Source organism: Tuberibacillus sp. Marseille-P3662, assembly GCF_900178005.1.
In the GTDB taxonomy this organism is placed as follows: Bacteria; Bacillota; Bacilli; order Bacillales; family Sporolactobacillaceae; genus Marseille-P3662.
This window is the reverse complement of record NZ_FXBS01000006.1, coordinates 1,876,427-1,901,455: the sequence shown is the minus strand read 5'-3', so window position 1 is coordinate 1,901,455 and position 25,029 is coordinate 1,876,427. Positions and strand designations below refer to the sequence as shown.

General features: G+C 42.4%; 23 protein-coding genes. 21 read left to right on the top strand and 2 right to left on the bottom strand.

The annotated features are described in order from the left end of the window. Nucleotides 1-231 precede the first annotated feature (231 nt). From B9Y89_RS17990 to B9Y89_RS17900, 20 genes are all read left to right on the top strand, one after another. On the top strand, nt 232-687 hold the full coding sequence (locus B9Y89_RS17990; RefSeq protein WP_085524553.1) for a pyridoxamine 5'-phosphate oxidase family protein: 456 nt from the start codon (nt 232-234) through the stop codon (nt 685-687). 121 nt (nt 688-808) lie between these two features. Next, nucleotides 809-1,786 (top strand): ring-cleaving dioxygenase, encoded by a 978-nt coding sequence (locus tag B9Y89_RS17985; protein ID WP_085524552.1) that lies wholly within the window; start codon nt 809-811, stop codon nt 1,784-1,786. A 345-nt stretch (nt 1,787-2,131) separates the two neighbouring features. Beyond that, a complete protein-coding gene (locus B9Y89_RS17980) occupies nt 2,132-3,424 on the top strand; it encodes a purine/pyrimidine permease (protein ID WP_085524551.1) in 1,293 nt (430 codons plus the stop codon). A 265-nt stretch (nt 3,425-3,689) separates the two neighbouring features. Next, entirely contained in the window at nt 3,690-4,547 is an 858-nt protein-coding gene (locus B9Y89_RS17975) for a MurR/RpiR family transcriptional regulator (protein WP_085524550.1), read from the top strand. 2 nt (nt 4,548-4,549) lie between these two features. After that, nucleotides 4,550-5,440 carry an N-acetylmuramic acid 6-phosphate etherase gene (gene murQ / locus B9Y89_RS17970; RefSeq protein WP_085524802.1) on the top strand — a complete coding sequence of 297 codons (891 nt, stop codon included), beginning with the start codon at nt 4,550-4,552 and terminating at the stop codon, nt 5,438-5,440. A gap of 25 nt (nt 5,441-5,465) precedes the next feature. Further along, a complete protein-coding gene (locus B9Y89_RS17965; protein WP_085524549.1) occupies nt 5,466-6,896 on the top strand; it encodes a PTS transporter subunit EIIC in 1,431 nt (476 codons plus the stop codon). A gap of 214 nt (nt 6,897-7,110) precedes the next feature. After that, on the top strand, nt 7,111-7,710 hold the full coding sequence (locus B9Y89_RS17960; RefSeq protein WP_176222283.1) for an N-acetylglucosamine kinase: 600 nt from the start codon (nt 7,111-7,113) through the stop codon (nt 7,708-7,710). Then, complete coding sequence (locus B9Y89_RS17955; protein WP_085524547.1) at nt 7,703-8,089, top strand: BadF/BadG/BcrA/BcrD ATPase family protein; 387 nt, start codon at nt 7,703-7,705, stop codon at nt 8,087-8,089. Before B9Y89_RS17960 ends, B9Y89_RS17955 begins: the two co-directional genes overlap by 8 nt. After that, nucleotides 8,086-9,000, top strand: coding sequence for an N-acetylmuramic acid 6-phosphate etherase (gene murQ / locus B9Y89_RS17950; RefSeq protein WP_085524546.1), 915 nt, complete (start codon nt 8,086-8,088; stop codon nt 8,998-9,000). Before B9Y89_RS17955 ends, murQ (B9Y89_RS17950) begins: the two co-directional genes overlap by 4 nt. A gap of 235 nt (nt 9,001-9,235) precedes the next feature. Further along, nucleotides 9,236-10,597 carry an ABC transporter substrate-binding protein gene (locus B9Y89_RS17945; RefSeq protein ID WP_085524545.1) on the top strand — a complete coding sequence of 454 codons (1,362 nt, stop codon included), beginning with the start codon at nt 9,236-9,238 and terminating at the stop codon, nt 10,595-10,597. Between the two features lie 150 nt (nt 10,598-10,747). Further along, nucleotides 10,748-11,641, top strand: coding sequence for a carbohydrate ABC transporter permease (locus B9Y89_RS17940; RefSeq protein ID WP_085524544.1), 894 nt, complete (start codon nt 10,748-10,750; stop codon nt 11,639-11,641). A gap of 40 nt (nt 11,642-11,681) precedes the next feature. Then, complete coding sequence (locus B9Y89_RS17935) at nt 11,682-12,551, top strand: carbohydrate ABC transporter permease (protein ID WP_085524801.1); 870 nt, start codon at nt 11,682-11,684, stop codon at nt 12,549-12,551. Between the two features lie 78 nt (nt 12,552-12,629). Further along, nucleotides 12,630-13,460, top strand: coding sequence for a MurR/RpiR family transcriptional regulator (locus tag B9Y89_RS17930; RefSeq protein WP_085524800.1), 831 nt, complete (start codon nt 12,630-12,632; stop codon nt 13,458-13,460). A 255-nt stretch (nt 13,461-13,715) separates the two neighbouring features. Further along, a complete protein-coding gene (locus B9Y89_RS17925) occupies nt 13,716-15,416 on the top strand; it encodes a serine hydrolase domain-containing protein (RefSeq protein WP_085524543.1) in 1,701 nt (566 codons plus the stop codon). A 45-nt stretch (nt 15,417-15,461) separates the two neighbouring features. Next, nucleotides 15,462-16,331 carry an endonuclease/exonuclease/phosphatase family protein gene (locus B9Y89_RS17920; protein WP_254901289.1) on the top strand — a complete coding sequence of 290 codons (870 nt, stop codon included), beginning with the start codon at nt 15,462-15,464 and terminating at the stop codon, nt 16,329-16,331. A 29-nt stretch (nt 16,332-16,360) separates the two neighbouring features. Continuing rightward, nucleotides 16,361-18,139, top strand: coding sequence for a glycoside hydrolase family 3 protein (locus B9Y89_RS17915; RefSeq protein ID WP_369596740.1), 1,779 nt, complete (start codon nt 16,361-16,363; stop codon nt 18,137-18,139). A 68-nt stretch (nt 18,140-18,207) separates the two neighbouring features. After that, complete coding sequence (locus B9Y89_RS17910; RefSeq protein ID WP_085524542.1) at nt 18,208-19,539, top strand: exo-beta-N-acetylmuramidase NamZ family protein; 1,332 nt, start codon at nt 18,208-18,210, stop codon at nt 19,537-19,539. Nucleotides 19,540-19,780: 241 nt separating this feature from the next. Beyond that, nucleotides 19,781-20,884, top strand: a complete 1,104-nt coding sequence (locus B9Y89_RS17905; protein WP_085524541.1) for a response regulator aspartate phosphatase — start codon at nt 19,781-19,783, stop codon at nt 20,882-20,884. After that, a complete protein-coding gene (locus B9Y89_RS19185) occupies nt 20,881-21,024 on the top strand; it encodes a hypothetical protein (RefSeq protein WP_176222282.1) in 144 nt (47 codons plus the stop codon). Before B9Y89_RS17905 ends, B9Y89_RS19185 begins: the two co-directional genes overlap by 4 nt. Before the next feature lie 249 nt (nt 21,025-21,273). Beyond that, complete coding sequence (locus B9Y89_RS17900) at nt 21,274-22,971, top strand: ATP-binding protein (RefSeq protein ID WP_176222281.1); 1,698 nt, start codon at nt 21,274-21,276, stop codon at nt 22,969-22,971. Nucleotides 22,972-22,997: 26 nt separating this feature from the next. On the opposite strand, the gene B9Y89_RS17895 is transcribed toward B9Y89_RS17900, so the two are convergent. Continuing rightward, nucleotides 22,998-23,717: a CAP domain-containing protein gene (locus tag B9Y89_RS17895; RefSeq protein ID WP_085524539.1), complete on the bottom strand. Its 720-nt coding sequence runs from the start codon at nt 23,715-23,717 to the stop codon at nt 22,998-23,000. A gap of 168 nt (nt 23,718-23,885) precedes the next feature. On the opposite strand from B9Y89_RS17895, the gene B9Y89_RS17890 reads away from it, so the two are divergent. Next, nucleotides 23,886-24,518 carry a flavin reductase family protein gene (locus B9Y89_RS17890; protein WP_085524538.1) on the top strand — a complete coding sequence of 211 codons (633 nt, stop codon included), beginning with the start codon at nt 23,886-23,888 and terminating at the stop codon, nt 24,516-24,518. Between the two features lie 96 nt (nt 24,519-24,614). On the opposite strand, the gene B9Y89_RS19180 is transcribed toward B9Y89_RS17890, so the two are convergent. Continuing rightward, nucleotides 24,615-24,785 (bottom strand): hypothetical protein, encoded by a 171-nt coding sequence (locus B9Y89_RS19180; protein ID WP_176222280.1) that lies wholly within the window; start codon nt 24,783-24,785, stop codon nt 24,615-24,617. Between the last annotated feature and the right edge of the window lie 244 nt (nt 24,786-25,029).

The window sequence follows — 25,029 nt, the reverse complement described above, 5'->3', positions numbered from 1 at the left end:
CTAAAACAGGAGACTCAGGAAGCTGAACAATAAGATATGAAAGCACGTTCTAAGCGTCGTCAAAATCCGTAGACGCCTCGGCAAGCGAAGGATTTTGACGACGCGATGACAGGAATGACGATTTTCAACAAATCATCCGAACGGATTCACCAACAAGTTCGGATGATTTTGTGACTCATATACTTTTGTCCTATCTTCTCCACATTGATCGATTTTTGAGGGGGATTGAATATGAATGGTCTATCTGAAGGCCTTTGTACATTTTTGAATGGACATGATCTTGATCAAAAGATTCATGAAGCAATGTTGCTTGTGACGGTAGATGAGAACGGCAGACCGCATATGGCCATGATTAGTGTTGGTGAGGTGGTCGCCGTCAGTCCGAATCACCTGCGGCTGGCACTGTGGCCAAGCTCAACGACAACGGCTAACTTACTACGGAACGGCCAATCAAACCTGACAATCATTTATCATGGCGCGGCTTATTATTTGAAACTTCATGTGGATACTCTACCGGAATTAAAGGAAACGAAGTACCCGAGGCAACGCTTTGAAGCGACAGTGACTTCCGTGAAGGAGGACACGTCCAATTACGCTGAGATCACTTCCGGCATCCAAATCAACCTTCAAGATCCGGAGGAAGTTGTGAATCGCTGGCGCGCAACCATTAATGATTTATTGAAGTGAAATGGGGTTATGATAAGACAAGTCTATGAGTTGAAAAATATCTCGAATTCGTGATAAATTATGTCTATAAAAACATGTTGTTGAACTGGCATTCGGAAATAACACTAAGGAGTGGGGATTTATGCAAATCAAAGGGCAACACCATGTGTCTTCCATCACGGCCAAGGCGCCAGATAACTTTGACTTTTATACCGACATTCTAGGGCTTCGGCTTGTTAAAAAATCGGTCAACCAAGATGATACCTCCGTATATCATCTGTTCTATGCAGATGAAAGAGGTAACCCTGGTACAGACTTGACGTTTTTTGAAATTCCGATGGCGGGGAGAAACCACGCCGGCAATAACAGTATTTCCGCGGTGTCCATGCGTGTGAAAAATGATGCGGCTTTATCTTATTGGAAGCAGCGTTTTGAAGACAAACATGTTGACCACGATGACATCATCGACCGCGCCGGCCGTCAAACGTTGGCATTTAGGGATCATGAAGGTCACCGGATGATTTTGGTTTCAGATGAACATAACCATGGCGTCGAAGGCGGGACACCATGGGATAAGAGTCCAGTTCCGCAGGAATACGGGATCCGTGGGCTCGGTCCGGTCACATTGACGGTCCCCGATGCTGCTCCGACGGTTAACGTGCTCACCAATGTATTAGGTTTTGAACAAGCCGATTCTTATCCAAGTAATATCTCTGGACAACCCGATATTGTTGTTTATACGAATGGGGAAGGCGGAACCGGCGCTGAAGTCCATTTAGAAGTTCGGACGGATTTGCCGCGGGAACGTCTTGGCCGCGGCGGTGTCCATCATGTTGCTTTCCGCGTGGAAGACGAGGATGAACTCCGTGAGTGGATTGACCGTATTCAATCGGCTAGAATCCCTCACTCCGGTTTTGTTGATCGACATTATTTCCGCTCTTTATATTTCCGGGAACCCAACGGCATTTTGTTTGAATTAGCCACTGACGGTCCAGGATTTGACACGGATGAAGATTTAGATCACCTTGGGGAAGCCTTGTCACTGCCTCCTTTCCTTGAAGACCAAAGAGAGCAGATTGAGGCTAAGCTGCAACCTTTAGATACGAAGACATCTCACTAACAGCACTGAATCCGGAAGATATAGCCAATGCTATTGTTTATGCGGTCCAGTCTACCTCGGCATGTCAATATCAACGAAATCCTTGTTCGGGCCACCGATTAGCCCAGCTAAGGCAGAAAACCGACGCCATCTTAGGGGTCGGTTGATTTTATGCTGTGTACCCAGTTCGCTTTTCTTTGGATCGCTGTTTTCATATGATATGATAGAATTTATGACAAGAAAATCATAACCCTGTTTCTCTGAATGGAAAGGGGTTATCGGCTAAAGGCAACGTCTTGTTGCCATGCCGATGTTGCACGCTCGTGCACAGAAAAATGATTGATTATAGTAGGAGTCCTGTTACCTATGAGACTAGCGTTTTCTTCAGCACAATGGATGGTTTTTATTATGACCAGTGTCATTGTGGCTCCTTTATCAGTAGGGAATGCTTTTGGCATGTCCCAGCCAGAGATTGCCGATGTTTTGCAGCGGACGTTTTTCGTCATGGCTCTCGCATCACTCTTGCAAGGGGTGTTTGGACATAAGCTGCCCATACTAAATGGCCCGGCCGGATTATGGTGGGGCGTCTTTCTCATGTACGCCGGGTTTGTTTCATCGACGGGTGATCCAGAAGTCGTGTTACGGAGCCTTGAGTTGGGACTGCTTATCAGCGGTGCCGTGTTTATTTTAGTCAGTGTGTTCCGCAAAATGAATATTGTGGAAAACATGTTCACGCCAATCGTTACGGGGACTTATCTTATTTTACTTGTTACCCAGCTCAGCGGCCCGTTTATTAAAGGTGTTTTCGGTGTTGATTATTTATCAGATGGTGTGAATTTAGTTGTCGCTGTCTGTGCGATTGTAACGATGATTCTGGCTGTATTACTATCACGCAGCCAAAATCGTTTCTTAAGTAGTTATTCTGTGTTGATCAGCCTTGTGTTTGGGTGGGTGTTGTTTGCCATTGTCGGAATTGCTAAGCCAATGACGTCTCATGTGTCATCATGGTTCTCGTTCCCCGAACTATTAGCGTGGGGTGTTCCAACATTTGATATTGGCATCGTGCTCACTTCCATATTTACTGCGTTTATTCTTATGGCTAACATGGTGGCGAGTATGAATGTGGTGGCGGGTGTCACGGGTAAACAAGATGAACTCAATTATAACCGTTCCGGATTTGTGATGGGCGTGAATCAAGCGTTAACGGGTTTGTTCGCGGCAGTTGGCGGTGTCCCAATGGCGACGGCGGCAGGGTTTATATCCACAACCCGAATCGCTGAGCGCCTGCCATTTCTGATCGGGAGTGTTGCGATGCTTTTGATCAGCTTATTCCCGCCGGTGATGTCGTTTTTCGCGTCGATTCCAATGCCTGTCGGCTACGCGGTCATATTCCTGTCGATTTCCAGCTTGATTGGCCTCGGTTTTTCAAATTACCGTCGCGAGCTAGGGGATGAGAAGTCTGTATTTATCATCAGTGTATCGCTGATGGCTGGATTCGGATCGATGTTTGTCCCCCAAGAAGCTTGGGCTGGGTTTCCAACAGCGTTAACGTCGATTTTAAATAATGGCCTTGTTGTCGGTGTGCTGCTCTGTATTATTCTTGAACAGGTCATGAAATCAAAGAGTGACCAGAAAGAAGGAGCGCAGACAAGTGAGTAAGCCTAAGATTAAAATTTTGCAAAGCTCTTGATCCTGTCTACGGGATCAAGGGTTTTTTTTAGTGTATGTAGTGTCGTCATTGTCTTACCCTCTTTGTAGACCACATACAATCCCGCGATAAGACTTCATTTTTTGATCAATCGCCTAAATTCCACGTTTTGAAATTTTATTTCATGTTTATTATATTTATTGATTTTTTGTTTCAAACCCCATACAATATATTTGTAAGCGCTTATATTTATCATCTCAATTGGGGTGTCACATCTTGAATGGAGTTTTATATAAAGTAAGGGAGTCACTTGTCTATGTCAAACCGGCGGAGAAAGCCGTCGCCCAATATATTTTAAAAGATCCGGAAGCTGTTGTGTCCATGTCTGTTCAGGAGCTGGCAGCGGAAAGTTTCTCTAGTGCAGCAGCTGTGATGAGATATTGTCAATCGCTTGGATACGAGGGATTTAAGGATTTGAAATTAAAATTATCCGGTGATCTTACTGTTATTAGTCTCCATGATCTTGAAAGAGAGAATCTAGTTCCCGGTGATTCGATTGAAACGATGATGTCCGTTACGACCAATAATAATATTCAATCGTTATACGATACGATGCAATTAATTGATCAAGAACAATTAACGAAAGCCTATCAATATATTGTTAAAGCAGGAAAAATTGACTTTTATGGTGTGGGTTCAAGTTTCTTAATTGCGTCTGATGCGGTTCAAAAATTTATGAGGATTAATAAAATGTGTGCCGCGTATAGTGATTTTCATATGCAAAAAGTCTCAGCAGTGAATCTTAGTGATCATGATGTTGCCGTGGCGATCTCCTATTCAGGTGAAACCCAGCAAATTATTGATTGCATTCAAGTCGCTCAATCGCGCGGTGCCAAAGTTATTGCGATTACCAAATATGCTGATACCACGATAAGTGGAATGGCCGATGCTGTATTATTTGTAGCGGCAAAAGAAGATGAATTTAGGAGTGCCGCAATGACATCAAGAATCGCGCAGCTGAACGTTATCGATATGTTATATACAGCTTGTGCTTATGAAGAGTATGACAGTGCGCTTTCCCATTTAAATCGTACGCATCAAGTGGTCAGGCAGAGTAAAAAGGGAGGCCAATGATTTTGTTAGAGAAACTTATCACTGAAACACGTAATGAAAAAACGATGCAGCTTGATGAAATGTCAACGTATGACATCATGAAAGTGATGAATGAAGAAGATAAAACCGTTCCGCAAGCCGTGGAAAAAGAAATTGAATCAATCGAAAAGGCGGTTAAACAGGTCGTTGATTCTTTCGAAAAAGGCGGCCGACTCATCTATATTGGCGCAGGAACGAGCGGGCGTCTTGGTATTTTAGATGCTGTTGAGTGTCCGCCCACCTTTGGAACAGATTTTGAAATGGTGCAAGGGTTAATTGCTGGGGGTCAAGGTGCGTTAATTAAAGCCGTAGAAGGTGCTGAAGACGATCCTAATTTTGCCGTTAAAGATTTGCAAGCGATTCAATTGAGCGAAAGAGACACAGTCGTTGGTTTAGCGGCGAGTGGCAGAACACCCTATGTTATCGGCGGGTTAGAGTATGGCCAAAAAATGGGTGCGAACACAGTGGCTGTCAGTTGTAATAAGAACGCCGAGATCGGCCGGGTTGCCGACGTTGCAATTGAAGTGATGGTTGGACCTGAAATATTAACAGGGTCCACACGATTGAAGTCAGGAACGGCTCAAAAGTTAGTCGTCAATATGATTTCAACAGGTGCAATGATCGGTATTGGCAAAGTTTATGGAAATTTGATGGTCGATGTTCAGTTAACGAATAAAAAGCTGATCGAACGCGCAAAAAAAATCATTGCTTTGGCAACACAAGTCGATGGCCATACGGCAGAAAGCTATTTGAAAGCCGCTCATTATAAACCCAAAGTCGCTATTGTCATGATCAAAAAGCAGTGTCGGTTTGAAGAAGCTGAACAAAATCTTTCATCAGCCAACGGTTTTGTCCGACAAGCGATAGAACTTTAAATAAATTTGAAGGTAGGTGGATTCAATGAATAATAGGGAACTGGCGCAAAGCATATTAGATCAGTTACAAGGGAAACAGAATATCGCAAGTTTTACCAACTGTATTACTCGTCTACGTGTGACGGTTAAAGACCGTTCTAATATCAATCTCGATAGCATTAAACAACTTGATGGTGTATTGGGTGTTGTTGACGATGAAACCATTCAAGTTGTATTGGGTCCAGGGAAAGTGACAAAGGTAGCTAATGAATTCCAAGAGATCACGGGCATCGAAGGAGACACACTTGAGGATGATGATGAATTTGATGTTGCCAGTGATACGAAAGCCTCTTATAAAGCGAAACAAACGACCAAAGTTCAGCAATTGCTACGTCACATTGGCAATATTTTTGTTCCACTGATTCCAGGCTTAGTGGCCTCCGGGTTAATTCTGGGAATTGCCAATATTATTATGAACTTGGCTAATCCAGATGCTGGTGTCCTCGATCCCGCTATTTTAGACTCAAATTGGTATCAGTTATTGAAATCTATTGGTGGTCTTCTATTTGGTTCATTAGGTATATTTGTTGGCATTAATACGGCGCGTGAATTTAAAGGAACTCTGGTTCTTGGAGGTATCGCCGGACTTATAATATATGCTCCTGTGCTCAGTGATATTGAAACACTCAATTTACTCGGATTTGATTTACAGATCGGTACAGGTATTGGAGGGCTTCTTGGTGTTATCATAGCAGCCTATATGTTCGTAAAAATAGAACATTATGTTCGTAAAAGAATGCCTGATAGCCTTGATTTACTTGTAACACCACTCATTACAATTTTAATAGGATCTTTAATCACACTCGTTGTTATTCAACCGATTGCAGGTTGGATTATGAGCGGTCTTACTTGGTTTTTGGTTGATGTGATGCTGAAACTTGGAGGTATTGTCGGTGGTTATGTGCTTGCAGCAACCTTTTTACCGCTGGTTACGCTTGGATTGCATCAAGGACTTATCCCCGTACACCTTGATTTAATAGAAAATACAGGATCGACAACGCTATTACCGATTTTAGCTATGGCAGGTGCTGGACAAGTGGGTGCAGCTTTTGCGATTTATTTTAAAACAAAAGATCAACGTCTGCGCAAGACCATTTTTAATGCCTTGCCTGTTGGTATTTTGGGCATCGGTGAACCACTGATATATGGTGTGGTATTACCCCTTGGGCGCCCATTTATCACAGCATGTCTTGGAGCAGGATTTGGCGGAGCCTTCTTATCATTACAAAATGTTGGGGCGATTACCGTTGGTCCATCAGGTTTAGCATTAATTCCACTTATCGCTGGCGGTAACTATCTGTATTATATTATAGGATTATTGATTGCCTATATTGGCGGATTCATTTTAACCTATTTCTTCGGGTTCAAAAAAGAAATGGTTAGTAGACTTTACAATACAGAAGAAAAATCGGCATAAAAGGATAACGACAAATAGTGAATGTGATGAGGGGTTAGATACACCATTGGTGATCTAACCTCTCGTTTTTGATTTTTTTGAATTTTTTTAGTCTAAGATTAATATCCGCCTTTTGGATCACATAATATAAAATAATAATACAAATGATGCATACTCTTATTGACATTTTATTTCGATGTTGATGATGAAAACAACAGGATATGGAGGTATGGTCATGGCTTATATCATTGGAATAGATGGCGGAGGAACAAAGACAACAGCCTTATTCAGTTGGTGTGAAAGTGATTTGGGATATCAGTCATTGAATCAAAGGGTTGTCGGAGAGGCTATTAACCCTCAATTGATCGGCTTTGCAGAAATGAAAGGCCGGTTGAAACGGTTAATACAAAAGGGTATGGACACATTCTCAATTCCCCCTGAACAAGTCATTGGCATGTCCGTTGGTCTGGCGGGTGTTCGTCATGAAGAAGATCATCAGAAAGTTCAAGAAAAACTGCGAGACATTGTTCTAGAGCTGAAATTATCCGAAAATATCATCTTTTCATCCTTTTCTGATGTCTATGTTGCCCTCCGTGGATCTTTGAAGCCGAATGATGAAGCGGGCATTTTAGTCATCTCGGGGACCGGCTCAAACGCTATCGGCCTGACCAACAACGGTGAGATTTATAGAAGCGGGGGCTGGGGACATATTTTGGGAGATGAAGGCAGCGGCTATCAAATCGGCTTACGGGCACTTAATAAAATTTGCCGCGCGTATGATTTGCGAGATCAACCGACCCTATTGTCTGCCATGATTATCAACCAACTTGAGTGAAGAAGACCTTATTTCGTTTATCTATGGTTCGACACATGAAAAGAAAGTGATTGCAGGATTTGCTGAGCACGTGATTGAGGCTTCGGAACAAGATGACGAAACGGCAATTGCGATTTTGGAGGCATCGGGTAGGGAATTGGCCCTGCATGTTGAAAGCCTATTTCGTCAATCCGGGGATTTTCATGAAGCAACGCCGGTAGCTACAGCGGGTTCAATTTTTGAGCATTCTCGGATTCTCAAGGATTGTTTTATGAACAATCTCAAGGCAAAAAAACTTGGACGTTATCAACAGGCCTACAGCGACCCAACAACTGGGGCGGTCTTGGCTGCACACGATCTGATAACTAAGCCAACAAAGAAAGCCGGGTGGTCATATTGACGTTACAATTATCAGGATTAACGACAGAACAACGAAATCCAAATAGCATTCATTTGGATCAACAATCGACAGGTGACATGTTACAAACGATCAACAATGAAGACAAAAAAGTTACCTTAGCCGTTGAATCTGTCTTACCCCAAATAGAGACAGCCGTTGATAAGATCTATCATGCCATTCAACAAGGAGGACGGTTATTTTACGTAGGTGCAGGGACAAGCGGACGACTGGGCACGCTTGATGCATCTGAATGCGTGCCGACCTTCATGGCACCACCGGATATGGTTCAGTCCGTTATGGCAGGTGGCGATCAGGCCTTTGCTACAGCAGCGGAGGATTCTGAGGATGAAGAAAGTCAAGGTGCCGCTGATTTGCAAAAAAGAAACGTGAATCAAAACGATGTCGTCATCGGTATCACAGCGAGCGGGAGAACCCCTTATCCAATTGGAGCCCTTAAGTACGCACAAACACTTGGCAGTACGACCGTTTCGCTGACTTGTAACCTCAATTCTGTTATTAGCCGGTACGCCGATTGCACAATTGAAGCTGTGGTCGGACCTGAGGTTTTGACGGGGTCAACGCGGATGAAGGCTGGAACGGCCCATAAAATGATCCTTAATATGATTTCGACATCAGTTATGGTGAAAATGGGGAAGGTCTATGAAAATTTAATGGTTGATGTCCGTGCAAGTAATTATAAGTTGAAGGAAAGAGCGAAACACATTGTGATCGAGGTGACTGGCATCTCATATGGTCAAGCTGAAGATGTGTTAATCAAAACGGATGGTAAGGTCAAACCGGCTATTGTGATGATACTTACGGATGTTTCATTTGAAGAAGCAGATAAGGCTATACAATCAAGCGGCGGCAATGTTCGTTCGGCAATTAAGTTCGCTAGGAAAAAGAGATAAAAGTAGAATAAACACTTATAGCCTCGAAGTCTGGTGGCGTAAGGTTTATATAAAAGCTGTTTTCTAAAGATAGTTGATAACAACAAATTCGTAGATAGTGGAAATATGCGAGACTTCTGCGGGAATCGTAAGCCATGCGAGGCTCCGCAAAGCGAGCCTATTCCACTAAAGTCCAGTTAAAAAAACACTAAAGTATCTACTTAAACAGCTAAAATCTTAAAAAGGGGTGTAACATATGAAGGGTCGCAAAATGGGATGGCTCATGTCCATGATGGCTGTGCTACTAGTGATTGGTATGATCTCCGGCTGTTCTTCAGGCACAAGCTCGGAGGGTGGGTCATCGAACGAAACGAATGAAGGAGAGAACAACAAAGGCAACTCAGAAAGCAGTATCTCAGGTACTCTTGAGGTGCAATATTTTGTCGGAGGTTATGGTGATGAATGGTGGAAAGAAGTTATCAAAGGATTTAAAGAAAAATATCCTGATGTGACGGTTAAAGAACACGCAGGGCCGAACATTAATAAGAAAATGAAAACACGCTGGATTTCGGGTGATCCGCCGGATGTCGTGTACATTGATGGTGCGGGGTCCAGTGAAACTCAAATGGTTGAAGACGGCCAGCTGATGGATCTTACGGATTGGGTAAAATCTGTCAAGTTACCAGACGGGACGCCACTAATGGATAGTTTTATAGTACCACCGAGTGATTTCGATGGAAAAATCTATAGTTTACCGCTCGTTTTTGATACATGGGGAACTTGGTATGATAAGACTTGGTTTAAGCAAGAAGGGTTTGATGTACCGAAAGATTTTGAAAGCTGGATGACTTCCATGAAAGAAATCAAGGAAAAATCGGATATCTCACCTTTCGTGACAACGGGAAAATATCCCTATTACTTCTCAAGAGGGGTCTTGTACCCGGCTTTTGCTTCGGAAGGTGGCGATGAATTGCTGACTTCCGTCATTAATGGTGAAAAAGGGGCTTGGACCAGCGATGCGGTGTTAAAAGTTATGAAGAAGGTTCAAAAAATGCAAGAAGCTGGTTTAATTGATTCCGGATTTGGTGCATTAAGCCATACACAATCGCAAATGAATTTTATCCTTCATAAAAATGCTTATATTCCTGTCGGTTTTTGGCTGCCGAATGAAATGGCGAAAGATGTGCCGGAAGACTTTGAATATGGATTTGTCCCTTCGCCAATGAATGATTCCGGGGATCCGATGGTTGTTGTTCCTGACTTGCGGCCGCTTGCGATTGCCAAGAAAGCTGAAAATCCTGAAGCTGCAAAAGCGTTTGTTAACTTTGCTTTTCAGAAAAAATATGCTTCGAAATTTGCTGAATTAACGGGCGCCATGATGAATATGCAAGGTGTTGACTTATCGGGCAATTCGAATGTTTCCAGTTACTTGAAAGACGCCAATAAAATGATTAATTCAGATCAAGTAGAGATTCACCATAAGCCGCATCCAATGAGCGCTGACTTAGAAGAACCCCTTGGTAATGCATTGGTTGCACTCATGTTAGGTGATATTGACGCTGAAGAATTTTGTAAAAGAATGGCGTCTGCTGCAAAGGACTATCGCAATAGTAAATAAAGTTATTAACGACGATGCTAGTCTGTCCTGTGTGTGCGTTGTAACGTAGTAAAAATGGTAGAGGGGTGTAGAGGCTTGACGGATGGGCCTTTGCATTCCTCTTAAAGATGATTCATCGGCGAAGTAAAAATGAGTTAAGGAGGGATCAGAATGTTGCAGTCCAAAAAACAAAGGCATATATTCCTGTTATTCTGCCTACTTCCGACGTTAATTGTATTTGCCATTTTCACTGTTTATCCTTTAGCAAACGGTCTATATTTATCGTTTTTTGAATGGTCAGGTATGGGGGGGGAGCAAACCTTCATTGGTCTGGACAATTACAAGAAGCTATTAAGTGATCCGGTTATTCCGCAAACCATTTTACACGATTATTTTTTGGTTGCTACTAAGGTCGTTGGCATTATGATTTTAGCCACGTTCTTTGCCGTCGCACTGACTCAGCTTAAAATCAAAGAGTCGCCCTTTTATCGTATTGTTTTCTTCTTTCCTAATATCATGTCTGTCGTTATTATAGGTATTTTATGGCAGTTTATTTATAATCCTGACATAGGTATGATCAATTCTGGATTGGAAGCCATTGGATTGGAGAGCTGGACGAGACCGTGGTTAGGGAGTGTTGATTGGGCGCTGCCGAGTCTTGTTCTTCCCTCAATATGGGCAGGCATTGGTTTGTTCATGCTTCTGCTTATAGGTGGCATCGTGAATGTACCTAAGAATTTATATGAAGCAGCAGATATTGATGGGGCCAATAACTGGCAGCAGTTTTGGAGGATAACAGTGCCGCTTGTTTGGCCGCAAATCAAAACATCGATTCTATATATTGTGATCACAACATTGAATGGATCATTCATTATCGTCCAGGTTATGACGCGCGGGGGGCCAAACAATTCAACGGAAGTGATGGGCTCTTATCTATACCAGCAAGCCTTTGACCAATTTCATTTCGGCTACGGAGCAACCATCGGTGTGATGATATTAGTGTTATCGCTTATTACCGTGTTCCTTTTGCAGCTCTTTTTAAAGAGGGAAAAAGTCGAATACTAGGGGGGATAGTGTGAACCGGAAGATACCGAATGATCCTAAAATGACTACCATAAAGTCGAAGAAAGATCAGAACCGGAACATAGGACAGTTCCTAATAAAAGCGATTCTCCGAGTGCCTCTGATTATATGGGCGCTGATTGTGATCTATCCGATTATTTGGATGTTTCTCGGCGCGTTTAAATCAAATGGGGAAATTTTTGCTTCCCCTTGGGCCCTGCCTCAGTCATTTAGCTTTGATAACTTCATAACTGCATGGACAGAATTTAATATTGGTTCAAGTTTTTTTAATAGTATTCTAGTGACGGTATTAGGCACGATATTATGTCTGATTTTCGCTCTGCCGACATCTTATGCCATTGAACGGATCAATTTCCGCGGCAGTAAAGTCTTATTCAACATTTATCTATCAGCAATGATGATTCCTATGGTTTTAGGGTGGATTCCTTTATTTTTTGTTCTAATGAAATTTAACATGCTCGATAATTTGTGGGCGCTATCCCTTGTATATGCCGTGACCCAAATTCCATTTAGTATTTTTATTTTGACGAGTTTTATGGGGACGGTCCCCAGGGAGTTAGAGGAGTCAGCGGCCATGGATGGCATGTCCCCGTACGGTATTCTGTTTAAAATTGTGACGCCGCTCGTGACAACAGGTGTTATTACGGTCTCGATTATGAATGCGATCAACTTTTGGAATGAATATTTTATGGCACTGATTTTCCTCCAGACAGAGGAGAAGTATACGCTGGGCGTAGCGATGGATCTGATGAATCAAGAAGCTCAGTACACAAATGCATGGGGGGCATTGTTTGCCGGCCTTTCGATTGCGATTGTTCCAATTCTAATTGTCTACGCCATTTTCCAACGACGCATTGTTAAGGGCATGATCGAAGGTGCTGTAAAAGGCTAATAATATGATAGGATAGGAGATTTGAAACCATTGAAAGATCATCATTATCGCTCCTCATCGTTATCGGGTGGACTCATTATGTTAAAAGAAATCCTTGATAAGTTACCGCCCTCCGAACGCAAAATGGCTTTGTACATTTTAGACCATCCCAATGATAGTATTCGTTATACGGCAAATGAGTTGGGAAAGTTGAGTCAAACAAGTAGTGCTGCCGTGATTCGTCTATGCAAATCACTCGGTTTAAGTGGGTTTCAGGAACTCAAATTAAGAATAGCTAGTGATTTGCAAAAATCGACCGACGTTGGATGTCGGGATATTGAACCGAATGAGTCACATGAATCCATTGTAAGAAAAATGACAAGTAACAATTTGCAGGCAATTAAGGAAACAAGCGAAATCTTGAATGATGAAGTTTTAAGGGATGCGGTTGCCGCCATCCAGAATGCAGGGACCATTCACCTTTTTGGTGTAGGAGCATCTGGCGTTATCGCCCAAGATGCTCAGCAAAAATTGATGCGCATTAACAAATCAGCGGTTGCTCTTACTGATATGCATATGGTGGCTATGAACATAGCCAATGTTAAGCAAGGTGATGTTGTGTTCGGGATTTCATTTTCTGGAGAAACGGAAGAAGTCGTGAAAATATTAGAATTAGCAAAACACCGAAGAGCCATAACAATGAGTCTAACAAGTTATGGAACAACGCCTGTATCTAAAATCGCCGACATCAATCTTTATATTTCTGCATCACAGGAGGCCGTGTTTCGAAGTGCAGCGACATCTTCACGCTTAGCGCAGCTCCACTTGATTGATATTTTATTTATGTGTGTGGTCACGAATCAATATGAGGATTCAGTGAGACGGCTGGATGAAGCAAGAATTGCCGTTAATTTTCTTAAACAAACATAATGATAAGCCGTCTAAGAAGCTTGCCAGTTGGTAAGCTTTTTTTTGAGCAGAAGTCCCGTGCATGACAGAAGCTCCTTAATGGATATAGGTCATTAAGCACAGTAAATTTAGTAAAAATTCAAAACATTAGGTCTATAGTTGTATAGACAGCTATAGACAACTGTTGGTAATCTTAACTTGTATTCTAATCATTTTTTAAGGCGTGACGTCCTGTGCGTCGGACGTCGTAAAAGTGATTGTAGAAGGGGGAACGATATGAAAAAGAAAGGATTAACCGCCGTTGCTGTGTCTGTCTTGAGTCTATCAACGATTCTTCCGGGTACGGTTAACGCCGAGTCTACAGAGACTCACTCGGACCATGCTCAAACGGACCACGACAAAAGACCTCCTCATCCTGTATTTACATGGGGACATCCAGGTCCATCCTCAGCTGTTGTGCATGAAGGATCAATAAGAGGTGCTGGTATGATGTCGCAGCCCCTTGAGCAGATGGATCGCGCCATTCAAAACGCGATTGAAGACAAGGTTATGCCAGGCGCCGTCGTCTTGATTGCCCGGAAAGGAACCATTGCCAAACAAGAAGCGTATGGTTATGCAGCACGCTATCGAGATGGGACATTCGCAAAAATGGACGAGCCCGTCAAAATGCAAAAGAATACCCTATTTGATATTGCCTCAATTAGTAAACTCTTCACGACAACCGCAGCGATGATTTTATATGAACAAGGTCAATTTGAATTAGATGACCCCGTTGCCAAGTACATTCCAGCGTTTGCCCAGAACGGCAAATCTGAGGTGACGATCCGCCAAATTATGACCCACACATCTGGATTTAAGCCGTGGATACCGCTGTATACCATGGGAGACAGCCGCAAAGAAAGAATGCAAATGGTTTTTTCGGAGCCATTACAAAATGAACCAGGGACAAATTATACGTACAGTGACTTGAACATGATAACACTTGGTGCCTTGGTCGAGCGATTGTCAGGCCAGCGTCTAGATGCATTTGTTCAAGATCATATTACGAAACCGCTTGGTATGAAAAATACTATGTACAATCCCCCCGCCTCTTTAAAGCATCGAATAGCTGCAACTGAATATCAACCGCAAACGAACAGAGGGCTTGTTTGGGGGCAGGTGCATGATGAAAATGCGTGGTCGCTTGATGGGGTTGCTGGACACGCGGGTGTCTTTTCAACAGCAAAGGACCTCGCGATATTCGCTCATATGATGCTGCAAGGCGGGCAATATAAAGGGACGAGAATTCTTAAGCCTGAAACCGTTGACTTACTGGCTAAAAATCAAATCCCGCAATTCTCAGGAGATGACCATGGTCTGGGATGGGAATTGAATCAAGGCTGGTACATGGATGCATTATCGGGAAAGCACACAATGGGACATACCGGTTTTACCGGGACGTCAATTGTCGTAAGCCCTAAGAACGATACGATCGCTATTTTACTAACTAACCGGGTCCACCCAACGCGGGATACGGTATCAACAAATGGCATCAGACGACAAGTAGCGCGGCTCACCGCGGATGCCATACCTGTTGCGATTCCTGGGAAGGGGAAGGAGAGAGCATGGTTCTCCGGATATGGAAGCGATTCCGTTAAGACATTAACAGCGAAAGTTAACATTGAACAACAAGCCACGCTATCGTTTGAGACGTGGTACCGGACAGAAGACTCTTATGACTATGGGGTTATAGAAGGATCTGAAGATGGCAAGCGGTGGACAACCCTCGGTGAGCGTGTTACGGGGAACAGTGGTGACTGGCTGACAAAAAAAGTACAGCTCCCCGCGAACACCAAGTTGATCCGTTTCCGATATGAGACAGATCATTCAGTGAATGGCAGAGGCTGGTATGTTCATCATCTTAAACTGTCTCATGCAGATGGCACCATTTCTGAGCCGAAATTGAAGAGTGATTCTTGGACGCTGAGAAACTATTAATCTATTAAATCTATTCATCTATCCCCTGAGAGGAGGTGAATACATGTGACTTGTATCAAAAAATGGTCGCTAATGGTGACTATGGTTCTATTATTTAGTTTGCTGTTGACCCCGTTTTCACAGGCTTTGGCACAAGGTAAAACAGCGCCGGGTCGACAAGTGAACGTGAAGGTCATGACGTATAACATTCACACAGGTATTGGAACGGACGGTGACTATAACATTGACCGTATAGCCAACACGATTCAACAATCAGGGGCGGATATTATTGGACTTCAAGAGGTCGATGTCAACTGGAGTGATAGAAGCAACTTTCAGAATGAATTGAAACGCCTTGCTGAAAAGTTGGACATGCATTATTTCTTTGCTCCGATTTATAATCGTGATCCGATCCAGCCTGATGACCCGAGACGAAAATTCGGTGTCGCGATATTGAGTAAGCATCCAATTCTGCAAGCAGACAATCACGAGATTACCAGACTATCCACCCAAGACCCTCATCCTGAACCCAAACCTTCTCCTGGATTTGCAGAAGCACTGATTAATGTAAAAGGCGCAAAACTTTGGTTTTATGTGACTCATCTAGATTACCGTTCTGAACCAATTGTAAGACAAATGCAAGTTGAGGATATGTTGAATGTCATGCAGGCCCATAACAATAAAATTTTAGTTGGGGATATGAATGCAACCCCCAAGGCCGATGAATTACAACCTCTTTTTCAAAGATTCAAAGATACGTGGGACATAACCCAACAAGATGAAGGATTGACCTACCCCGCTTATGCGCCTACAAAGAAAATTGATTATATCTTAACGACACCAGATATGGACGTACAGTCTACTGACGTCATTCAAACAATGGCTTCAGACCATCTTCCAGTCACAGCTGACGTAACGCTGACACGTGGTCGATAACAATAATAGGAACCTGAGGAGGGACTCATTTGAAAAAAAGCCGCTTCATATGGATGTTGGCGATGATGATGGTATTCGCTTTATGCTTGCCAACTTATGCATGGGCAGGCTGGGATGACCCAGTCAAGCCAGGATGGAAAGAAGGTCAAGTCAAAAGGGGATGGATCCAAAGTAAAATTCAGCACATGACACTTGAAGAAAAAATCGGGCAGTTGTTTATCGTCCATGCCTACGGGAAAACACCGACGGATCCGAGTTTTGAGGATATGAATGTCAATCACAATCGTGGCGGTAAAAATTTCAAAGAGATTATAGAAAAATATCATATTGGCGGTGTGATTTATTTTAATTGGAGCCAAAACATTGGCACACCGTTAGACGCTGAACAAGTCAACAGCCTCTCCAATGGGTTGCAAGAGATTGCCATGGACCAGCGTATGCCGATCCCTATGTTTATTTCAACAGACCAAGAGGGCGGGATTGTCCAAAGAGTGACGAGTCCAGCAACGGTTTTTCCAGGTAACATGGCACTAGGTGCGACACGCTCAACTCAAAATGCCACAAAGTCGGCAGCTATTATGGGAACAGAGCTACAGAGTCTAGGTATTAACATGAACTTTGCTCCTGTTGCTGATGTCAATGTGAATCCAGCTAATCCAGTTATTGGCGTGCGGTCGTTTGGCGAAGATCCAGCACTTGTTTCTGATATGACCGTTGCCCAAGTTAACGCTTATCAAAATAAGGATGTTATTGCTACTGCCAAACACTTCCCAGGACATGGAGATACAGCTGTTGACTCCCATTACGGACTGCCGATTATTAATCATGATCTTGAAACGTTGCATCAAGTTGATTTGCAACCTTTTAAAGCAGCGATCGATGCCGGGATTGATGCGATTATGACCGCTCATATTGTTGTACCCGCACTTGATGACTCCGGTCTGCCCGCAACATTGTCGAAACCGATCTTAACTGGAGTGCTGCGTGAAGAACTTGGATACAACGGGTTGATTATTACGGATAGCTTAGGCATGTCAGGAGCCAACGTTGTCGAACCAGAGCAGGTGCCTGTCAAAGCATTTAAAGCAGGTGCGGATATTCTATTAAATCCGCCGAATGTAGGCCGGGCATACAATGCGATGTTGGAAGCTGTTAAAAGTGGCGATATTAGTAGAAAGCGTCTCAATCAGTCGGTCTATCGGATATTAAAAGCAAAAATGAAAAGGGGTCTATTTCATCAGCCGGAAACGAACGCCGGAGCGATTGAAAATGTCGGGACAGAAGAGCACTTAGCCGTTGCTGATGAAATCGCTAATCAAAGTATCACCCTTGTCAAGAATGAAAATAACGTGTTGCCGCTAAAGGACAATCAAGAACTGTTAGTGACAGGCCCATCTAGTGCGGGGCCAGAGCTTGTCTCTGATCTTTTAAACAAAAAAGGTTTGAACGCTGAGAAGGTCACCACGAATACATCACCTACGAAAGCGCAAATCGATCAGGCTGTCGCCAAAGCACAAGAGGCGGATAAAGTCATTGTCACGACATACACAGCTAACACTAATCGCCCGCAACAACAACTCGTTAATGCTATTCGTGCTACAGGCAAACCGGTCATTGTGGCAGCAATTAGAAATCCATATGACCTCATGGTGTTTCCTAAAGTTGATGCCTATTTAGCGACATATGGCTATCGTGATGTCTCCATTGAAGCATTGGCAAGGGTTTTAACGGGTGAAGTCAATCCAACCGGCAAACTGCCGGTGACCATCCCCGATTTATATGATTTCGGTTCTGGCATGAGCTATTAAATCAAGCAATCTGAGCTGAGGGTCCTGTTATGGCCTTCAATTACTATTAAAACAGGAGGGAATAACACATGAAAAAAAGTTATATAGTGCTGATGGTCGTTGTATTGATGCTGTCATCGTTATCTGGTGTGGCATTAGCTAATCCTGACGAACATGCCAATGACCGCGCGAAAGAACGAGCCAACAAACATGCCAAAACATTTCAAATGGGTGTTGAGACCCTTCTCGAAGACCGGATGGATCTTGTAAAAGGAAAAAACGTTGGTTTGATTACAAACCCAACAGGTGTGGATCAAGAATTAAATAGTGTAGTTGACCGGCTTTATAATCATCCGGATGTTAATCTTGTATCCTTATATGGGCCTGAACATGGGGTCCGAGGGAGTGCTCAGGCAGGGGGGAGCGTTGACAGTTACACTGACCCGGTGACAGGACTACCTGTTTACAGTCTATATGGCGACACCAAGAAACCGACGCCGGACATGTTAGAGGGTGTTGACGTTCTCATGTTCGACATACAAGATGTAGGTTCGCGTTTCTATACGTACATCTATACGATGGCCCTTGCGATGGAGGCTGCAGCGGAGAATGATATCAAATTCGTTGTACTTGACCGCCCCAACCCAATTGGCGGGACAAAAGTTGAGGGACCCGTGCTGAACCCTGAATACGCTTCGTTTGTTGGCAAATATCCGATTCCGCTTCGTCATGGTATGACGGTCGGCGAACTGGCCAAACTATTCAACCAAGAATTTGATATTGGTGCTGATCTAACGGTTGTTAAAATGGACGGTTGGAAGCGTTCAATGGACTACGATGATACCCCTCTTGATTGGGTGCTCCCATCTCCAAATATGCCGACGTTAGATACGGCTCTTGTTTATCCAGGTGCCGCATGGATTGAGGGCACGAATGTATCAGAAGGGCGCGGGACGACAAGACCGTTTGAATTAATCGGTGCACCATTCATTAACAGTCAAGCATTGGCGGACACATTAAATACCCTGGAATTGCCGGGTGTGAATTTCCGTGCGGCATCATTTACACCTGTTTATTCGAAGCACAGCGGGGAATTGTGTAACGGTATCCAGATTCATGTGACCGATCGTGATGCTTATGAACCTGTTAAGACGGGTCTTTCAATTGTGAAAACCATTCATGATTTGTACCCTGAAGATTTCCAGTTCCGCGCTGAAAATGCCAATGGTGTGTCCTACTTTGACAAGTTAGTAGGGAATGGTTGGATTCGCGAAAAAATTGAACAAGGCGCTTCGATTGAATCGATCGTCAACCAGTGGCAGCCAAAGCTGAAGCGGTTCAAGAAAGTAAGAGAAGAATATCTATTGTACGAAAAAGACAAAGGAAAAGGCAAAGGCAAAGCTAAGGGCAAAAATCAATAATACAGAAAAGCTCCTGGATGTTTCCGGGAGTTTTTCTCTTAAAGTCTATATAGGATACAAGCAATGTTAGATAGATAAAATAGTCCTAATTCTTTTATCACACTCTACTTATTTGGGAAAATTTTTGCTAAAAACCCCGATTCATTTGCCTTTTTTAATGGTAATTTTCCCAATATTATTATCATGGTTCAAGTGTTAGAATAGTAAAAAACAGGATATTTATTGTGCGGAGGGATATTTTTTGGCAAGTCAAATGGTCGTTGATGACCTAACAAGCCTATTTAATCAGTGGCACAGTCATATACGCGATAATTGTATTCATAAGGCCGTTTTATTAAAAAAGGAAATTGAGGACAAAATAAAAAATAGGGAACTGTCTCAATATATGTTGACCTATTACACCTTATTAGACTTCCACTACACAATTTTATTGGAAAAGTTTGAAGAGGCTGAGACGCAGCTTGAACAAATCAATGCTTTGCAAGAAGACATGGATGACAGACTCATCTATTATTACTATTTTTTTAAAGGCATCTATTATTACAATATCAAAGCGTACGATGAGGCTATCGCTAACTACCTTGAAGCGGGTCAAAGGATGCCCCTTACTCACGATGACATTGAAACAGGTGAATATCATTATAAAGTTGCTGCTGCCTACTACCTGAAATATCATAACTTGCTGTCGACGAAACATGCCAATAAGGCTTTAGAAATCTATGAGCTTAATTGCAACTGTCGCAAGCGACATGCAGACACACTCATGCTACTTGGATTGAATTTCATTGACTTCAAACATTATGTTGACGCCGAGGATCACTTACATCGAGGTTTAGATATTGCAAAAAAGCTGGATCATAAAGGGCTGGAAGCACGTTTGTACCATAATTTAGGTTTTTTGTATAGCCGACAAAATTTATTAAAAACGGCTGTGGCTTATTTGAACAATGTGCCTTTAATAGGTGGGCATGATGTTGAAAGTGATAATCTGATGTGCATGTATTTGTTATCCAAGGCCCTATTAAAGATGGATCGAGTGGACGAGGGTAAAAAATGGATGACGAAAGCCCTTTCATTGGCGGAACACCTTAACAATGATGAGATAAAAATGAAATTAAATTTACTCAATACCATGTATCTAAATCCCGACAAAAGTTTTGAATCAAATTTTGAAGAAGGTATTAGATATTTTGAAGCACGAGAAATGTGGCAAGCGGTGGAAGAATATTCTACGACATTGGCAGGATTTTTAAAAGCTAATGGAGAATATAGGAAAGCATGTACCTACTATGACAAGTCAGTTGAGGCTAGACAAAATATTTTTGAAGGGGAGAGATTAAGATGAAAAAGAAACTCGTTTTCGGGCTTGTAACGACGCTTATGCTAGCAGGCATTGTGTCCGTTACAAATGTTGACCACAGTCCAATCGCTGCCGACCAATCTGATAGGGGAGCTGTCTCTAAATCGATTGAATTAACAGAGTAGAGAGAATTGATTAAAACCAATATAATGGGCTCACTGCTTAACCCAATCGACATGCGATTGGGTCTTTTTTAGGTCTTATGCCGGGCATTGAAGGTCTATTGGCTTAATTTATGATAGGGTAGGAGTGAAGCGCGTTTATATTAGGATGATTGTTTATCTGATTAACATGAATTCAAGCTACATTCACTCTTTTTAAAAACGAATAACATCATCAAGTGAAATGCAACGAAAGGTTGGTCGAGGATGCAAATGAGTAATGCATCTCTAAGCATGGACAGTATCGAATCCGGTGCCCACATTCTATATACATATAATGAAGTCGATAAGTACATCAAGAATGCGGCAAACTTTATCGCTGAAGGGATTGATCAGAGTCAGCCCATCATATTTGTTGATGAAACGGAATTGTTCCAAAAAATATCGAATAGTGTTTTGTCACTCGGTTATACCCAAGAAGATTTAGATACGATTATATTTTGGGACCATAACGGCTTTTACATAAGAAATGAAGGTTTTAATGCCACTTATGCCTTAGAAAGTCTATCAGAAATCTTTGATCCTGTTACCAATCAAGGAATAACAATCCGGTCTTGGGGACATGTCGCTTGGAGAGAACATGAACACTTATTGCCGCAATTAAGGATTTATGAATACGGGTGTGATCAGTTCATACATGATCATCAAACGATCAGTATCTGTGCTTACAATGGCCTTACAACCCCTTCGTACATACAAAATGAATTACTGAAAACACATATCTACTTTATGACCGATGATGAGATGTGTCTTTCACCTTTATATAAGAAAAAACACCTAGGATTTCCATCGATTTCTGAATGGCAAAGGTTGCAAAAGATCGAGGCTGAAAATAAGCGCCTTCAAGATCAAAACAATCAATTGCATACAGAAAAAAAGATGATGGAGATGAAGAAAGAAATATTAGAACAAAGCGAGAAATTTTACCACAACCTTATTAATGAAATACCGATTTCAATTATGATTGCTCAAAATGATAACATCGTGTATGTGAATAATGAAGCGATTCATAAATTAGAGTATAGTAATAAAGCAGAACTGATTGGGCGGAGCATGAATGATTTAATACCCATAAATTTTGGGAAATTTGCAGCAGAACAGAGCCTTGTCCTAAATACCGGGAAGACGAAATATTTCACGATTAAAGCCATGCCGACGTTATTCAATGGCGAGCAGGCGCGACTATATTCCCTGATCGACTTATCTGAGCAGAAGGCTGCAGAAAAACTTATGATTCGTTCCGAAAAGCTTAATGTGGCAGGGCAATTAGCAGCTGGTATCGCACATGAAGTCAGAAATCCGCTTACCGCTGTCAAAGGATTTTTTCAGATGATCCAAAATAACTATGATAAGGCAACCTATTACCAAATTATTGAAGGTGAATTGAATCGGATTGAGCAAATTTCAGGTGAACTATTAATGTTGGCAAGACCCCACTCTGAAAGGCACAATCAGTGGAATATAAGTGATTTACTTGAAGATGTTAAAACACTGCTCGAAGCTCAGGCCGTGATCAAAGGCATTGGCATTATTTCTGACTATCAAGACCCTCAATTGGTTATCGACTGTGATGCGACCAAACTCAAACAAGTCTTTATTAATTTGGTTAAGAACGCCATTGAAGTGATGGATAACGGCGGCGATATTCACATCAAAGCAAGGAAACAAAACAACTATGTTGAAATTAAAGTGATTGACCAAGGGAAAGGGATGCCAAAAGAGATATTGGATAAAATAGGTGAACCTTTTTTCACGACAAAAGAAAAAGGGACAGGTCTGGGCTTAACCATTTGTTATAAAATTATTGAGAGTCATGGTGGAACGTTAATTGTAGATACTAAGGAAGGCATAGGGACTTCGTTCACCGTTACGCTTCCTTTATCAAGATCAACCGTGTACCAAGGTGATTGATACACAGTTGATCACTTAATTAGGTATTACTTTTCAATAAACATTTGCGACCAATAGGGGCCGTCCTGACCTTGAGCATATCCGACACCAATGTGAGTGATGCCTTTTTTAAGGATATTTTTCCGGTGGCCGGCGCTATTCATCCAGCCTTCCATAACGACTTTTGGTGCATCCTGACCTTTGGCGATATTTTCGGCAGCTGCTTGGTAGTCAATGCCAGCGTCCTTCATCATTTGAAAGGGTGAACCATACTGAGGTGATGTGTGTGAAAAATAATGGTTTTGACTCATGTCCTTTGCCTTTTTTTGAGCAACTTTTGAGACTTGCGGATCAGCTTTGATCTTTGACAACCCGCGTTTGGTCCTTTCTTGATTAGTGAGTTTAATGACTTTCTTTTGGAAATCGCTTAAAGATGGGTTCTTAGTGGGATTCTTTTTGGACTGATCTTGGTTATTTTTTTGGTTTCCTTGATTGGCCTTATCATGATTTTCATGATCTTGATCAATAGGATCTTGTTCCCTATCCTCTCCTGGTATTTCGCCTCTGGATAAATCGTCATGACGATGTCCGTCTTCCATAAGATTAAATCGTTCATTATCACGGTTGTCGTTTAACCTTCCATCATCATTATAATTGACTGAGTTGTACTGATGATCATCTACGCCAGATGAGTCTTGTTGACCATCTTGCGTATTACAGGCCGATAATATAAAGACCAGCATAACTGTGATGATACTTTTCTTCATCTCTGTTCCTCCTCGATTAAATTCAGGTTAGGCATTTATAATATTGACCTTATAGAATGCTTTATTACGGAAATATTTTCAAAATTGTAAGGGGTGTAATAGGGGGTCCAACTACATAATTTTCAAAAAAGATGGACTTCAGTTACAATGAATAAGAGGTGATAGGATTTGCATATTAATCCAAAAGATCAAACGAAAAAAGAAAATTATAAGCTGTTGATCGGCAGTATTTTACCGAGACCAATTGCTTTTGTCACTTCTAGGACGCCCGAGGGTACAATCAATGCTGCACCGTTTAGTTTTTATAACGTTGTGGCAACAGACCCACCGATGATCGGAATTTCTTGTGCACGGAAACCCGGTAATGTGATGAAGGATACGGCCCTGAACATTCAGGAAAGCGGTGAATTTGTCATCCAGGTTGTTGACACTGATAATGTCAAGGCCGTTAATGATTGTTCCATTGATTATCCGGCTGACATGAGTGAAGTGACTGAGACCGGTTTGACATTGAAGGATAGTCGGATGATTGGTGTGCCTGGCGTTCAAGAGGCCAAGATTCGCATGGAGTGCAAGTTGTCCGAGATCATCCCGATGGGCGGGACGAATGGGGCGCCCAGTGCTGATTTTGTTATCGGAGAAATTGTCTATTTTGATATTGATGATGCATTGTATGAAGAAGGCAGGATTGATACGGAAGGTCTTGGTCCAGTCGGCCGCTTGGCAGGGACGACTTTTGGTGACATTGGTCGCACCTATTCCATGAAACGCAAGAGTTATGAGGAAGTCAAAGACAATTAGTTATGGACCGGTGGGAAAAGGGCGGCTGAAAGCATACAATTAAGTGCCGCCTTTTTTATGCAGCCGGTACTGTGAAGCTTTCGTAGACATCATGACCTAATCTCTATTATTCTTCAAACGCTCCACTTCTTCCTCAAGACCCTGAACTTTCTTTTGCAGTTCATCCTTGGGTTCTGCTATTTTTCGACCTAAAATCGTAATAAAACTAATAAGGGCAATAAGGCCACCTGCGAAAGCCATCAAGAAAAGCAGCCAGATGTCAAACATGGAACCCACTCCTGTTTGCTATGTTAATCATCTTTACGAATGGTAACGAAAAATGTTTCAAATGATTTTGTGTTGTTCAAGTGCCTTGGAAATGTTTTTCTCTAATCTAGAGTTCATGTCCGCAATACCAGTCCCCTACAAGGGGGGGTGGCGCGGGATCAGAAATAGACCCATTCGAGCCGGAAACTCAAGGGGATCTATTTCTTTTTTTATGGCTCTTTTCTAAAAAGAGTGTTGTTTTTTA